This window comes from Streptomyces sp. NPDC101160, from assembly GCF_044768205.1.
Lineage (GTDB): Bacteria > Actinomycetota > Actinomycetes > Streptomycetales > Streptomycetaceae > Streptomyces.
The window spans coordinates 16,504-29,923 of sequence record NZ_JBIWPJ010000003.1 but is presented as its reverse complement, the minus strand read 5'-3'; the positions used below and the strand labels follow the sequence as shown (position 1 = coordinate 29,923).

Here is a 13,420-nt window from a genome sequence, read left to right as displayed (position 1 = left end):
GGGTGGTGTGGACGTCTGACCTGCCGGGAAGCGGGGCGGGACGGCCACACTGCAACACGGCAGGGCAATTTGCGAGCCGGACGGCCAGATCCGTCACGTCGGCTCGTTGGGGCAGCCCTGTTCGTCCTCGCCGAAGCTCCGGCGGGGCGGCCGGCCGGCGCGTCGACGCCGTACCGGCTCCGCCCACGCCGGGGGTTCGGGGGGCCATCCGCTGCGGTCGGTGCCGACAATCGCCACGATGTCGCGTCCTCGACACCGACCGTACGAGCGGCCGACGGCGTACGCCCGTGGCGCCGGCCGGCCGGTTCGTGGGGCCCCGGGCAGATCCCTCCACCCCTGCCCGGGGCCTCCCTCCATCCCTGCGCGAAGATCCGAGTCGGTGGGGTAGCGTGCCCGGAGCCCGCTGACCCGCACGCCATCGACCGCATCCTGGAGCCGCGCATGACCCGACGTTCGGCCGACGAGCGCCGCGAGGAGCTGATCGAGGCGGCGATCCGGGTCATGATCCGCGACGGGGTGGCCAGGGCGACCACCCGCGCGGTCGTCGCCGAGGCCGGGCTGCCGCTCGGCGCGTTCCACTACTGCTTCCGCTCCAAGGAGGAGCTGCTGCAGAGCGTCATCGAGCGGATCATGGTGCGCGCCTCGGCCCCCGCCGTCGCGGCGGCCACCGAGGGCGCCTCCGCCGAGGAGACGATCCGGGCGGGCCTCCACACGTACTGGGAGGGCATCCGGCGCAGCCCGGACGAGCACCTCCTCACGTACGAGCTCACCCAGTACGCGCTGCGCCAGCCGGGCCTCGCCGAACTCGCCCGCAGGCAGTACGCGCACTACGCGGAGGTCACCGTCGCCTCCCTGGAGACGATGGCCCGGCTGGCCGGCATCGAGTGGACCGTCCCGCTGCCCGTCCTCGCCCGGCACGGCCTGGGCGTCCTGGACGGCCTCACCCTCACCTGGCTGATCGACCGCGACGACGCCCTCGCGCTCGCCGCCCTCGACGAGTACGCCGCCTATCTCGTCACCGTCGCCCGGCCCCGCGTCACCGGAACACCCGCCGCCGGGGCGTGAACGCGCCGGGGCCCGGGCGACGGCCGAGGGGTTCCTCGGCGTCGTCCGGGCCGGCTGTCACGGCTCACGCCGTGCGTGGGTGCGTCAGAGGACGTTGACCGCGGTCCAGGCGGCGGCCACGGTGGCGTACTCGGGGCTGGTGGCGCCGTACAGGTCCTTCGCCGCGTTCAGGGTCGCGGTGCGGGCGCCCTTGTAGTCCGTGGTGGAGGTCATGTAGACGGTCAGGGCCCGGTACCAGATGGCGGACGCCTTCTTGTTGCCGATGCCGGTGACGGTGGAGCCGTTGTACGTCGGGCTGTTGTAGGAGACGCCGTTGATGGTCTTGGCGCCGCTGCCCTCGCTGGCGAGGTAGAACCAGTGGTTGCCGACGCCCGAGGAGTTGTGCACGTCGAGCCGGCCCACGGTCTTCGACCAGTAGTCGGCGGAGCGCCCGTCCAGGGACGGCTTGTCGAAGCGACGCAGCCACGGCGGGGTGGACTGGTCGCTGAAGAGGTAGTCGGGGGTGTCGATCGGGTTGTTGGCGTACCACTCGACCATGGTGCCGAGGATGTCGCTGGTGGCCTCGTTCAGGCCGCCGGACTCACCGCTGTAGCGCAGGTTGGCGGTGGCCGAGGTGACGCCGTGAGTCATCTCGTGGCCCATGGTGTCGAGGTCGACCTGCTCGGGGTCGGTGGTGCCGTCGCCGTCGCCGGTCATCATGCAGAAGCAGGAGTCCGACCACTGGGCGTTGTCCCAGTTGGTGCCGACGTGGACGAAGACGGTGGCGCCGCGGCCGTCGTTCTTGATGCCGTTACGGCCGAACGTCGCCTTGTAGTAGTCGTACGTCATCGCGGTGTTGGCGTGCGCGTCGACGGCGGCGGTGGCGCGGTCGGTGGAGAACTTCTTCCCGTCGCCCCAGATGTTGTCGGCGTCGGTGAACAGCGTGCCGGAGGAGGCGTTCAGGGACGAGGCCGAGACGTTGTGCGCGTCCTTGGTGATGTGGCCGCGCACCGGGTCGATCAGGGCGAAGGCGCCGTTGGCCTGCAGGGTGGTGTCGATGCCGATGTCACCGGTGTACTCGGAGTGGCCGGTGCCGGTCGCCTCGTGCTCGACGTCGTAGTTCTCGATCGCGGCGCCGGTGGTGGCGTCGGTGACGAAGACCTCGCCGTGCGGCTGGCCCTTGTCGCCCAGACCCTGGACCGTGGTGCGCCAGGCCAGACGAGGGGTGCCGTCGGCGGCCCACACGATCAGCTCGGGGGTGGACTTGGCGTTGCTGACCACGCCCTGCGCGCGCTTCATGGCGCCGGCCGCGGTGCCCTTGGCGTCGGCGGAGGGGGTGACGGACGTGAGCGCCACCTTGTGGGCCTTGGCGTTGCTGGAGCCCTTGAGCGAGCCGTCGGCCTTCTGGTGGACGACGAAGTCGCCGCCGACGACCGGGAGACCGCGGTAGGTCCGCTCGAAACGGACGTGCTGGGTGCCGTCGGCGTCGATGATGACGTCCTTGACGTGGAGCGCCTGGCCGGCGCCGAAGCCGAAGGTGTCGGCGTGCCGGGCCACGTTCGCCTCGGCCCGGGATATGGCCGTGTCGCGCGCCGAGCGCGCGGAGGTCGCCTGCTGCGTCTCGAGGGGCTGCGAGTACGCCGGTGCGGTCATCGCACCCGCGGTGATGACGCCGGCGGCGACCATCGTGGAAAGGGCAAGAAGGGGACGGGCCATGACGGGTGGTTCCTTCGCTCGTCGTGGGGGTGACGACGTCCTTGGACGTTGACGCGAAGTGTTCACCAGGTGACATGTTCCTGACGTGATCCCAGGTGGCATATAACCGCGGCGCTATAGGGGTGCGGGGTGCGTCGCCGGGGCGACGCACGCCCGGGATGCGGACCCGGCCGGTCACGTCTCCGCGCCGAGCGCGAACTCCTCCCCGCCGTCCTGCCACCAGGCCAGGTACTGCGGCCGCTCCCGCACCAGCGACAGATACGCGGCGAGCACCCGCTCGGCCGCCGCGTCGGCGAGCTCGGGCGGAACCGACTCCGTGTTCCAGGCCAGCAACAGCCGCCGGTGGAACGGGACGTCCACCAGCGGCCGCAGCACGGTGCCCTGGGTGGGGACCTCGGCCGTCGGCCAGACACCGCACACGGCGCGGCGGCTGGCCACCAGGATCTGCGCCACGGACAGATCCGGCGTCACATGGGCGATGCGCGGAGTGAATCCCGCCGCCTGACAGGTGAGATGGAGGTACGCGTGCACACCGCTCTCGTCGGCCTCCGGCATGGCCCACTCCTCGCCCGCCAGCTCATGGAGGCCGACCTTCTCCTGGCGGGCCAGCGGATGGTCCTCGGCGAGCAGGACGAAGACCGGCTCGCGCAGCAGGGTGCGCGTCGCGACCGAATCGCCGACGGGAAGCGGAAAGCCCGGGAACTCACCGAACGCCGCTATGTCGCATTTCGCCTGACTCAGCGCCTTGACGAGGGTGTGCACGGAGCGGCGGGAGTCGATGGTGAGCCGGCGTTCCGGGTCGAGTTCGAAGAGGGCGGAGATCAGCAGCGACACCAGCGGGCCGGCCGTTCCGCCCGCCCGCAGCGGCGCGACGGCCTCCCGGTCCGCCTCGGCGGCCGACCGCGCGTGCTCGCGCAGCCGGTCGAAGCCGACCACGAGGTCGCGTGCGCAGCGCAGCACGTACTGCCCGTTCTCGTTCGGCTTCACCCCCTCGGCGCTCCGGACGAAGAGCGGACCGCCCAACTCCTGCTCGATCCGCTTAAGCTGGGCGCTGGTGGCCGGCTGGGAGAGCTGCAGCCGCGCGGCGGCCTTGCGGATGCTGCCGGCCTCGGCGACGGTGAGCAGGACCCGGAGGTGCCGGAACTCGAGGTGCATGTATGTCCCCCGCTCAGGGCGGAGGGTCTCCTGCACCCCCCGTGACCAGCAGAAACCAGCTGCCCGGGGGCATGGTGACCAAGCGTCTGACGGAGCCGTGGGGGCGGCAACCACGGGACGGCAAAATCTGCGTACGGCCGGGGGTGCCGCCGCCGCGGAGGCCATGACGGACCGGGCTGGCCGAAACCCTTCTGCCGGATCGCCGCCCGGCAGGCGGTTCGCCCCCTCCTGCACCCTTGCGCAGGGCGGTCGAAACCCTCTATAAGGGTCGGTGCAGGCATCGGTTGGGATGGCCGGAAAGGCATCCATGCCGCCGACCAGGGGGACCCTCCACTTCCCGCCGGAAGCACCATGCGCACGCACACCGACGGAGAACGTGAGGCCATGACCGACAACGACGCCTTTCGCGATGCCATGACCCGCCTGGCCACCGACCCCGCGTTCGCCGCGGAACTCGACGGCGACACCGCCGAGGTGGCCCGAAGACTCGGCCTGACGCCCGAACAGGTCGACGAGCTGCGCCGACTCCGGGTGGACTCCGGTACGAGCGAGGGGCCGACCACCCTCGACGCACGGCTGTCCAAGTCGTCCCTTTTCTTCGGCAACGCGGCGCACGCCCTGGCCCACCACGACGTGCCGCTCGACGCGCCGTCGCACGACGTCGTGGCGCATGACGCGGTGGCCCATGACGCCGTGACACATGACGTGGTGCCCGCCGCCGGGACGGCCGAGCTCGACGTGGCGCCCACCGAGGCAGCCGGTCTCCTCGGCGACTCGCTCGGCAACGCCTCCTTCGACGACGGCGGGTCCCTCCTGGGTGACCTCGGCGGCCCGGGAGACCTGGGCGGCTCGGGAGACCTGGGCAGCTCGGGCGATTTCGGCAGTTTCGGCGATTTCGGTGACTCCGGCGGCTTCGGTGACTTCGGCTCCTTCGGGGACGGCGGCGGCGACGGCTTCGGCGGTCACGGGTCCGGGGACCTGGGGAGTGGCGGGCCGGGCGGCTTCGGCGAGGACGGCGGATTCGACGGAGGGTTCGGCGCCGACGGCTTCGGCGGAATCGGTGGCCATGGCGACGGCTTCGGCGGAATCGGTGGCCATGGCGACGGCTTCGGCGGCGGCGTCGGCGGGGAGGGCGGCCATGCCGGCGACTTCGGCCACGGCGGCATCTCCGAGCGCGGCGAGGACGGCGGCGGCGAAGGCGGCGGAGGCGAAGGCGGCGGGGGCGAAGGGAGCAGCAGCGAGAACGGACGCCGGCCCGGCGGCGGAGGCGAAGGCGGCGGAGGCGGTGAGGGTGGCGGCGACGGCGGGGGCGGCGGCGAGGGCAGCAGCAGTGAGAACGGACGCCGGCCCGGCGGCGGCTCCGGCGGGGGCGAAGGCGGAGGCGGTGGTGAAGGCGGGGGCGGCGGTGACGGCGGGGGCGGAGGCGACGGGAGCAGCAGCGAGAACGGACGCCGACCCGGCGGCGGCCCCGGCGGCGGTGACGGTGGAGGCGGAGGCGGCGAAGGCGGCGGCGGGGGCGAAGGCAGCAGCAGCGAGAACGGACGCCGACCCGGCGGCGGCCCCGGCGGCCCCGGCGGCGGTGACGGCGGAGGCGACGGCGGGGGCGGAGGCGAGGGCAGCAGCAGCGAGAACGGGCGCCGGCCCGGCGGCGGAGGCGACCCCGGCGGCGGCGAGGGCGGCGGCGGAGAGGTAAGCAGCAGCGAGAACGGACGCCGGCCCAGCGGCGGAGGCGGGATCATCCGCCCCGGCCTCGACCGGCTCGGCGACAGCCACCTGCGCACCACCGGGCCCGGCCACGACGCGCTCGGCGGCTCCGCCGGCGGTTCCTTCGTCACCGGTTCCTGAGGCGTCGGGCCCATCGGAATGCTCTGCCATGCCTGTCGCGTGCACGTCCGGCGCGACTTCCCGTACTGCCTGCGCTGCGGCACCCTGCGCCGCGGCGCGGCAGCCACGTCGTTCGCCGCGCCCCGGCTGCGCGGCCTCGACGACCCCGGCCTGCTCGTCTCGCTGACCGGCGAGGTCACCACGCTGGGCCGCGGCGCGGACAACGACGTCGTCCTCGCGGACGGCAGCGTGTCGCGCCGCCATGCCCGCGTCGTCCGTGACGCGTCGGGCTTCCGGGTCGAGGACCTGGACTCCTTCAACGGCACGGCCGTCGCCGGCGGGGCGCCCCTGCACGGCGGTTCGGCGCGTCTGGACGACGGCGCCGAACTGTGCGTCGGCGACGTGCGGATGGTGTTCGAGCAGCCGCGTGACGCGCGGATCGGCTCCCGGACCGTCATGGTCGGCACCCGGCTCACCGAGCTGCCCGCCGGCACCGTCGCCGAGCCGGAGGCGCCGGAGGCGCACGGCCCGCTCACCGCGCGGCCGCGCCGCCGCGGCGGATGGGCGCTCAAGCAGGTGCCGACGAGCGGCCGCGCGGAGCCGCACTGGGTGCTGAGCAACACGCGGACCGGCGGGTACCTCCGGCTCGACGAGCGCGAGGTGTTCCTGTGGAACGCGCTCGACGGCGACGCCACCGTGCGGGACCTGCTCTTCGCGTACGCGGACCGCTTCGGCGAGCTGGCGCTGCCGCGGATCGAGGCCGCGCTCGCGACGTTCGCGGGCGCCGGTCTCCTCCACGGCCTGCCCGGGCAGCCGGAGAAGCAGGACGTCACCGGAGTACGCCGGCTGTGGCGGGCGGTGTACCGGGCCCTGCTCAGGCTGGAGGTGTCCGTGCCGGGCCTCGACGGCGCGGTGACGCGGCTGTACGCCGGCGGCGGCTGGCGGTTCTTCACCCGTACCGGAGTGGCGCTGGTCTGGCTGTCGCTGCTCGGCGGCATGGTGGTGTTCTTCGCGGTGGCGCAGGACCGGCAGCACCTCCTCGACTTCGGCGGGTCCGGCGTCTGGGGCCCGGTGGCGCTCGCCGTCGGCTACGTCTCCGCGCTCGTGGTGCACGAACTCGCGCACGCCCTGGCGGTGAAGTCGTACGGCCGCAAGGTGAGGCGGGGCGGCTTCATGCTCATGATGGGGATGCCGTTCGCGTTCGTGGACACGAGCGACATGTGGTTCGGCACCCGCTGGTCGCGGGTCGTGGTGGCGCTGTCCGGGCCGGTGTCGACGGCCGCGCTGGCGGGCTGGTGCGCCGTGGGCGCGGCGTATCTGCCAGTGGGGCCGGTGTCGGCCGTGCTGTTCCACCTGGCCTTCGGTCTGTATCTGAACACCCTGTACAACTTCAATCCGCTGATGCCGCTGGACGGTTATCAGGCGCTGACGGATGCGCTGCGGGTGCCGCGGCTGCGCGAGGAGGCGAGCGCGTACTTCCGTAGGGGGCTCTGGCGGGACCTGCGGGCGGGCCGCCGGCCGGGGGCGCGGCAGACCGGCATGGCCGCGTACGGCCTCGCGGTGGTCGTCGGGACGTACGGCTTCCTGGTCCTCGCCCTGCTGGCCTGGCGGTCCCGGCTCGGTGACTGGCTGGAGGGGCGGGTGCCCGCGCCGTGGGACACGGTGCTCGTGGCCGTGGTCGTGGCTCTGGTGGCCTTCCCGGTCTGGGCGGCGCCGGTGCGGTGGCTGGTGCGGGTGGTCAAGCGGCGTCGCGCGGCGGCGGCCGGGGACGGGACGGGCGGGGCGGCCAGGGACCGGGCGCGCCCGGCGGACGGGACGGATGGGGCGGCCGTGGACGGCACGACCCTGGAGGGGACGGCATGAGCGACGCACACAGGACGGATGCCGGTTGGGAGGTTCCCGGCTACGCGGCGGTACGGACGCTCGGCCGGGGCGCCGGCGGGCGGGTCGTCCTGGCACGCCACGAGGCGACCGGAGTCCCCGTGGCCGTCAAGTACCTGAGCGAACGGCTGCACCGCGACCGCGAGTTCCTGGCCCGGTTCCGCGCCGAGGCGCGGCTGCTCGGCGAGTTGCGGCACCCGTGCGTGGTGCGGCTGTACGAGTACGTGGAGGCCCGGCGGGGCGCGGCGATCGTCATGGAGGCGGTCGACGGGGTCACCCTGCGCGAACTGCTGCGCGCACACGGGGCCACCGGCCCGGAGGCGGCGCTCGTGCTGCTCAAGGGCTCGCTGCTCGGGCTGGGCGCGGCCCATGCGGCCGGGGTGGTGCACCGCGACTACAAGCCGGAGAACGTGCTGGTCCGCGCCGACGGTTCGAGCGCCCTCGCCGACTTCGGCATCGCCGTGCGCGCGGGCCGCGAGGCGGAGGCCGCGGGCACGCCCGCGTACATGGCGCCCGAGCAGTGGGACGGCGAGCGGGCGGGCCCGGCGGGCGACGTGTACGCGGCGACGGCCGTGTTCTACGAGTGCCTCACCGGCCGGCAGCCGTTCGTCACCGACGACCTGATCGCGCTGCGGCTCCAGCACATGCGGGCGCCCGTCGAGGTGGCCGACGTGCCCGAGCCGGTGCGCGACCTGGTGCGGACGGGTCTGGCGAAGGACCCGGCGGACCGGCCCGGCATCGACGCCTTCCTCGCCGGACTCGAACGCGCCGCCACGGACGGCTACGGCGCCGACTGGGAGGAACGCGGACGCCGCGGGCTCGGACGGCTCGCCGCCCTGCTCGCGCTGTTGTTCCCGTTCGCGACGACGGGAGCGGTGTACGAGGCGACACCGGCGCTGACGGTCCTGGGCCGCCTCAAGGGCGTCCTCGGAAGGACGCTGGTCGGGGCGGCCGTGCTCGCCGTGGTCGCGGGCGGTGCGGCGGCGGTGGCGACAGCCGGAGCGGCCGACGACACGACGACGACCGTGGCGAGCTCCGTCCCTTCCGGAACCCCCGCATCCGGCGCCCCGGCCCCGTCCTCGTCGTCCCTCCCGCCCTCGGACTCTCCGACGCCGAGCGGATCTCCGTCCGGCAGCGCCTCGACCGGACCGACGCCGAGCGACACGACGACGGCACCGGCCGCCGACGGCACGCCCACCACGACCGCACCCGGCGGGCCGGGCACCACGGCCGCAACCCCGGACCCGACGGCGACGACCCCGGCGACGCCGGGCACGGTCACGATCGTCATCGGCCCCCTGCGCCGTGGGGCGGGCAGCACGCTGATCGCCGACGTGACCGTCGACACCACCGGCACCGGCCCCCTGACGCTCACCGCCGACTACTACGTGGACTCGCCCGCGGAGTCGTACGGCTCGCAGTCGCGCCGGCTGGAGGGCGGCACCCACTACTCCGTGACGTTCGTGGGCGACTTCTCCAACCACCCGTGCCGGGGCACCTGGACCGTCGCCGTCAGCAGCAGCCCGCAGTCCCCCGACGGAACGCGGACGGCCTCCGCCGACGCACCGCCGTGCTGAGCCACCACCGAGGAGAACCAGGCAGGATGAGGACACCGCTGACGCCGCCGACACCCCCGGCACCCGCCACGGTCGCCGGGCGTGCCCTGGCGGACTGGTCGCGGAACGGCCGGTTCGGCACCTGGTACGCGCTCGCGCCCGCCGAGAGCCGCGACGCGGACGAACCGCCGCTCGGCGTCCTGCGGATCCATCGCGCCCTGCTCGCGCCGAGCGGCGCGCGCGAGCGGCTCACGGGCGCGGTGCGCTCCGTGGCGAAACTGCGGCTGCCGGGCGTACCGGCCACCGTCGACCTGCTCCAGGAGGCGGGGGACGTGTGGCTGGTCGTCGCGCGCCCGCCGGCCCGTACCGTCGCCGACCTGCTCGCCGCCGGCGCACCCGGGCTCGACGAGGGCAGCGCGGCGAGCGTGCTCAACGAGACCGCGCAGACGCTGCTCGCCCTCCACGCGGCCGGCCTCGCCCACGGTGCGCTCACCGCCGACCACGTGGTCCTCGCCCCGGACGGCACCGCACTGCTCACGGAGACGTCGCTGGCCACCGCCCTGGCCGAGGACGAAAGCGCCGCGTCCACGGCCTCCCTCCAGGACGCCGACATCACGGCGTGGGCCACCCTCGCCCGTACCCTCGGCACCGCCTGGGCGGCGCCCGGCACCCCGGCGGCCACACTCTTCGCCCGCTGCTCCGCCACGGCCGAGTCCGACGGCCTCGCCGCCGCCCGTACGACGCTCACCTCGGGGCGCGCGGCGCTGCCCCGGGACTTCCTGCACAGGACGGCGCTGCGGACGGCGGCGGCCGCCGCCCTGGCGGAACTGACCGCTCCGGCGCCCCCGGCGGCGGAATCGGCACCGGAGTCGGCGGCGGCTTCGGTGGTGTCGGTGGCGGCGTCCGCCGCTGCCGGCGTCGCTCAGGTCCGGCCTCCGGAGCAGCAGGACACCGTTCTCGGCAAGCGCCACCGGGGCATCCCCGCCACTCCTCTTACTCCCGGCGGTGGCGGGGACGAGGACGACGGCGAGATCGTGCTGCGCTTCGGCCCGGGCGTCCCGCGCTCCGAGGAGGAGGCCCTGCGTGCGCTGTGGGCCACCACCCCCGCACCGGCGGCCACGCCCGTACGCCGACGGCGGCGGCCGGCCGGCCGGCTCGCCACCACCGCAGCGGTGGCGGCGGTCGCGGCGGTGGCGGTCGTGCTGTGGCTGCTGCTGCGTCCGACGGGAGGCCCGGCGGTGACGGCGGTCCGGGTCACGGCCCCGTCGCGGCAGCTGCCGTGCGGCGGGACGGCCGAGGTGACCGGTGTGGTGTCCACGGACGGCCACGCGGGCCCGGTCACGTACCGCTGGCTGCGCAGCGACGGTCAGCGGTCCGACCTCCTGACCCGTACGGCCCGGGGCGGCGAGCACGAGGTGACGGTGCACCTCCGCTGGACCGTACGCGGCCCGGGCCGCTTCCACGGCACCGCGCGCCTCGAGGTCCTGCGCCCGCACGCCACCCCGCTCGAAGCCGAGGCCGCCTTCACGTACGCGTGTGCCGGCTGACGGCCGTCGGGAGGGGCGTCGGACGCCGGGTGTCGGTGTCGGTCGAGGGACGGACCGGGGCCCGGGCGGTGATCGCCGCCCGGGCCCCGGTCTCTTGATCGGCGCGCGCCGTCAGGTGTGACGGCGCAGCTTGCCCTTGGCCTCCTCCGCGGTGCCCTTCGTCTTCCTCTCCACGTCGCCGACGGCTTGCTTGGCCTTGCCCTCCATCCGGTCGGCGGCGCCCTTCACGCGCAGATCGTCCTTGCCCGTCACCCGTCCGGCCTTCTGCTCGGCCTTGCCCATCTGTTCCTGGGCCTTGCCGCGGATCCTCTTGCCTCCAGCCACCCGAATCAGCTCCTTGGCCGTGTTCTCGCGAAGCTTCCCGGGAACGTCGAGGGGGCGGACGCTCCCGGCTCGCCAGGCGGCTACCCGGCACTCCCCGCCGTAACCTCAGTAACCTCCGTAAGCTCCGTGCCCTCCCGTTTACGGAGCGGCCTTCGCGGCAAGCCGCCGCACATGATGCACATCGGCTACACGATGATGACCGAACAGGCGGGGCCGCGTGAGCTGGTCGATCACGTGGTCGAGGCGGAGCGGATCGGTTTCGACTTCTCCGTCATGTCGGACCACTCCTTCCCCTGGCTGAAGGAGCAGGGTCACGCTCCGTACGCGTGGAGCGTGCTGGGAGCGGCCGCCCAGGCGACTTCGCGGATCCCGTTGATGACGTTCGTGACCTGCCCGACCTTCCGTTATCACCCCGCCGTGATCGCGCAGAAGGCGGCGACCCTCCAGCTGCTCTCCGAGGGCCGCTTCCGGCTCGGTCTCGGGTCGGGGGAGAACCTCAACGAGCACATCGTCGGCACGGGCTGGCCCTCGGCGTGGGTGCGCCTCGACATGCTGGAGGAGGCCGTGGGGATCATCCGCGCGCTGTTCACCGGCGCGTACGTGACGCACCACGGCACCCACTTCCAGGTGGACGACGCGCGCCTGTGGGACGTCCCGGAGACGCCGCCGCCGGTGGGGATCGCCGTGTCGGGCCCCCGCTCCTGCGAGGTCGCGGGGCACCACGCGGACCTGCTGATCGCCACCGAGCCCGAGCGTGAGCTGCTGGATGCCTTCGACGCCCACGGCGGAGCGGGAAAACCGCGCATCGGACAGCTTCCGGTCAGTTACGACACCGACCGGGCGGCGGCGGTGGACCGGGCCCACGAACAGTTCCGCTGGTCCCTCGGTGGCTGGCACGTCAACGCCGAACTGCCGCTGCCGGCCGGCTTCGCGCAGGCGTCCGCCTCGCTGCGGCCCGAGGACGTGGCCCGGGAGATCCCCTGCGGCGACGACGTCGACGCCGTCGTGGAAGCCGTGCGTGAGTACGCGAAGGCGGGCTTCACAGATCTCGCCCTCGTCCAGATCGGCGGCGAGCACCAACTCCCCTTCCTCCGCTGGGCCGAGACCACGCTGCTACCGGCCCTGCGCACCCTGTGAGCGATCCGGTGCCGGGCGTGGCCTGGCCGGCCCGCGCGAGGTGCGCCGTAGGCTGGCAGGGGGCGCGGGGGGAAGCCGCCCCCGGGGTGAGGAGGCGCGTCATGACATCCGACGAGGAGCGCACATCCCACGACGAGGCCGGGCGGCGTGGCCCCGACACGTACGTCCTGAGGGTGAGCGGCAACATGGACCTGGACCACTCGGACGCGTTGCGGTCCTCGTTCCTCACCGCGGTCGCGGAGGCGCCGCGCGGCACGGAAATAGTCTTCGACCTGCAGAATTCCTCGTTCTGCGACTCCACCGGTCTCAATGTCCTGCTGGCCGCGAGAGAGCGGGCGCTGGAATCGGGCCACGGGATCACGCTCGCCGCCCCCAGCCACCAGATGGTGCGGCTGCTGGAGATCACGGGTTCGGTCGAGCTCTTCGGCTTCGGCCCCGCCGTACCCACGTGAGGTGCGGCGCACGGCACGCTCCTTCGTTCGTGGCGTCCTGGAATACGGGCGGCGGGGGGTTTAGCGCCGCCGTCGTGGGCGAGACGCGGAGACGGAGACGAGTACGCACTCGGTACGTAATCGCGTCATCGCCCAATCCGGAGGAGACGTCATGAGCAGCATGACGACCGGCCCGCAGCACGCGGCCGAGCAGGAGGACGACATTCTCGAACAGCTGCTGGAGCAGCACGACCGGATCCGGCAGCTCTTCGCCGAGACGATGGAATCCGACGGTGAGGCCAAGAAGCAGTGCTTCGACGAGCTGCGCGGACTGCTCGCCGTGCACGAGACCGCCGAGGAGATGATCCTGCGGCCCGTGGCCAAGCGGGTCGCCGGGAAGTACGAGGCGGACGCCCGCAACGAGGAGGAGTCCCAGGCCAACAAGGAGCTGGCCGCGCTGGAGGACCTCGACGTGCACAGCGCCGAGTTCGACGCGAAGCTGGCGCAGTTCCAGCGGGCCGTCGAGCACCACGCGCAGCACGAGGAGCGGGAGGAGTTCCCGCAGATCCGCGCGGCGTGCGACATCGACGAGCGCCGTTCGATGGGCCGCAGGCTCCGCGCCGCCGAGCGCATGGCCCCCACCCACCCGCACCCCGCGGCCGCCGGTTCGACGGCCGCCCAGTGGACGGTGGGCCCCTTCGCCGCACTCCTCGACCGCGCCAAGGACGCCATGCGGAGCTGAGCGCCCCTGCGGGGCCGCGGCGGCCCGGTTCCGACCGCGCCAACGGACGCCGGGCGGACCCGG

General features: G+C 73.8%; 11 protein-coding genes. 8 read left to right on the top strand and 3 right to left on the bottom strand.

The genetic code is table 11. The annotated features are described in order from the left end of the window. The first annotated feature begins 441 nt into the window (after positions 1-441). The gene (locus tag ACIRSU_RS09590) at positions 442-1,065 is read left to right on the top strand and encodes a TetR/AcrR family transcriptional regulator (protein WP_403790295.1); all 624 of its coding nucleotides are present in this window, start codon (positions 442-444) and stop codon (positions 1,063-1,065) included. Between the two features lie 84 nt (positions 1,066-1,149). On the opposite strand, the gene ACIRSU_RS09585 is transcribed toward ACIRSU_RS09590, so the two are convergent. After that, a complete protein-coding gene (locus ACIRSU_RS09585; protein ID WP_403790293.1) occupies positions 1,150-2,760 on the bottom strand; it encodes a M4 family metallopeptidase in 1,611 nt (536 codons plus the stop codon). 174 nt (positions 2,761-2,934) lie between these two features. Next, a complete protein-coding gene (locus tag ACIRSU_RS09580; RefSeq protein ID WP_403790291.1) occupies positions 2,935-3,915 on the bottom strand; it encodes a LysR family transcriptional regulator in 981 nt (326 codons plus the stop codon). A 384-nt stretch (positions 3,916-4,299) separates the two neighbouring features. Here ACIRSU_RS09580 and ACIRSU_RS09575 point away from each other — a divergent pair, with 384 nt between their 5' ends. The 4 genes from ACIRSU_RS09575 to ACIRSU_RS09560 are packed head-to-tail and all read left to right on the top strand — an operon-like array spanning position 4,300 to position 10,723. Beyond that, positions 4,300-5,760, top strand: a complete 1,461-nt coding sequence (locus tag ACIRSU_RS09575; RefSeq protein WP_403790289.1) for a hypothetical protein — start codon at positions 4,300-4,302, stop codon at positions 5,758-5,760. Between the two features lie 39 nt (positions 5,761-5,799). Then, a complete protein-coding gene (locus tag ACIRSU_RS09570) occupies positions 5,800-7,602 on the top strand; it encodes an FHA domain-containing protein (RefSeq protein WP_403790286.1) in 1,803 nt (600 codons plus the stop codon). Next, positions 7,599-9,197 (top strand): serine/threonine-protein kinase, encoded by a 1,599-nt coding sequence (locus ACIRSU_RS09565; protein WP_403790284.1) that lies wholly within the window; start codon positions 7,599-7,601, stop codon positions 9,195-9,197. The genes ACIRSU_RS09570 and ACIRSU_RS09565 overlap by 4 nt, the downstream gene beginning before the upstream one ends. A gap of 26 nt (positions 9,198-9,223) precedes the next feature. Further along, positions 9,224-10,723 (top strand): hypothetical protein, encoded by a 1,500-nt coding sequence (locus ACIRSU_RS09560; RefSeq protein ID WP_403790282.1) that lies wholly within the window; start codon positions 9,224-9,226, stop codon positions 10,721-10,723. A 111-nt stretch (positions 10,724-10,834) separates the two neighbouring features. Here ACIRSU_RS09560 and ACIRSU_RS09555 read toward each other — a convergent pair whose 3' ends face one another. Beyond that, positions 10,835-11,047, bottom strand: a complete 213-nt coding sequence (locus ACIRSU_RS09555; RefSeq protein ID WP_403790280.1) for a CsbD family protein — start codon at positions 11,045-11,047, stop codon at positions 10,835-10,837. A gap of 171 nt (positions 11,048-11,218) precedes the next feature. On the opposite strand from ACIRSU_RS09555, the gene ACIRSU_RS09550 reads away from it, so the two are divergent. From ACIRSU_RS09550 to ACIRSU_RS09540, 3 genes are all read left to right on the top strand, one after another. Beyond that, positions 11,219-12,184, top strand: a complete 966-nt coding sequence (locus tag ACIRSU_RS09550) for an LLM class F420-dependent oxidoreductase (RefSeq protein ID WP_403791454.1) — start codon at positions 11,219-11,221, stop codon at positions 12,182-12,184. A 101-nt stretch (positions 12,185-12,285) separates the two neighbouring features. Next, positions 12,286-12,636: an STAS domain-containing protein gene (locus ACIRSU_RS09545; protein WP_403790278.1), complete on the top strand. Its 351-nt coding sequence runs from the start codon at positions 12,286-12,288 to the stop codon at positions 12,634-12,636. A 151-nt stretch (positions 12,637-12,787) separates the two neighbouring features. Continuing rightward, positions 12,788-13,357, top strand: coding sequence for a hemerythrin domain-containing protein (locus tag ACIRSU_RS09540; protein ID WP_403790276.1), 570 nt, complete (start codon positions 12,788-12,790; stop codon positions 13,355-13,357). The last annotated feature ends 63 nt before the right edge of the window (positions 13,358-13,420 follow it).

Bases quoted from the DNA above. Each gene is read 5' to 3' on its own strand.
- ACIRSU_RS09540 (WP_403790276.1), top strand. From the start codon at position 12,788: ATGAGCAGCATGACGACCGGCCCGCAGCACGCGGCCGAGCAGGAGGAC.
- ACIRSU_RS09560 (WP_403790282.1), top strand. From the start codon at position 9,224: ATGAGGACACCGCTGACGCCGCCGACACCCCCGGCACCCGCCACGGTC.
- ACIRSU_RS09550 (WP_403791454.1), top strand. From the start codon at position 11,219: ATGATGCACATCGGCTACACGATGATGACCGAACAGGCGGGGCCGCGT.
- ACIRSU_RS09585 (WP_403790293.1), bottom strand. From the start codon at position 2,760: ATGGCCCGTCCCCTTCTTGCCCTTTCCACGATGGTCGCCGCCGGCGTC.
- ACIRSU_RS09580 (WP_403790291.1), bottom strand. From the start codon at position 3,915: ATGCACCTCGAGTTCCGGCACCTCCGGGTCCTGCTCACCGTCGCCGAG.
- ACIRSU_RS09545 (WP_403790278.1), top strand. From the start codon at position 12,286: ATGACATCCGACGAGGAGCGCACATCCCACGACGAGGCCGGGCGGCGT.
- ACIRSU_RS09590 (WP_403790295.1), top strand. From the start codon at position 442: ATGACCCGACGTTCGGCCGACGAGCGCCGCGAGGAGCTGATCGAGGCG.
- ACIRSU_RS09575 (WP_403790289.1), top strand. From the start codon at position 4,300: ATGACCGACAACGACGCCTTTCGCGATGCCATGACCCGCCTGGCCACC.
- ACIRSU_RS09565 (WP_403790284.1), top strand. From the start codon at position 7,599: ATGAGCGACGCACACAGGACGGATGCCGGTTGGGAGGTTCCCGGCTAC.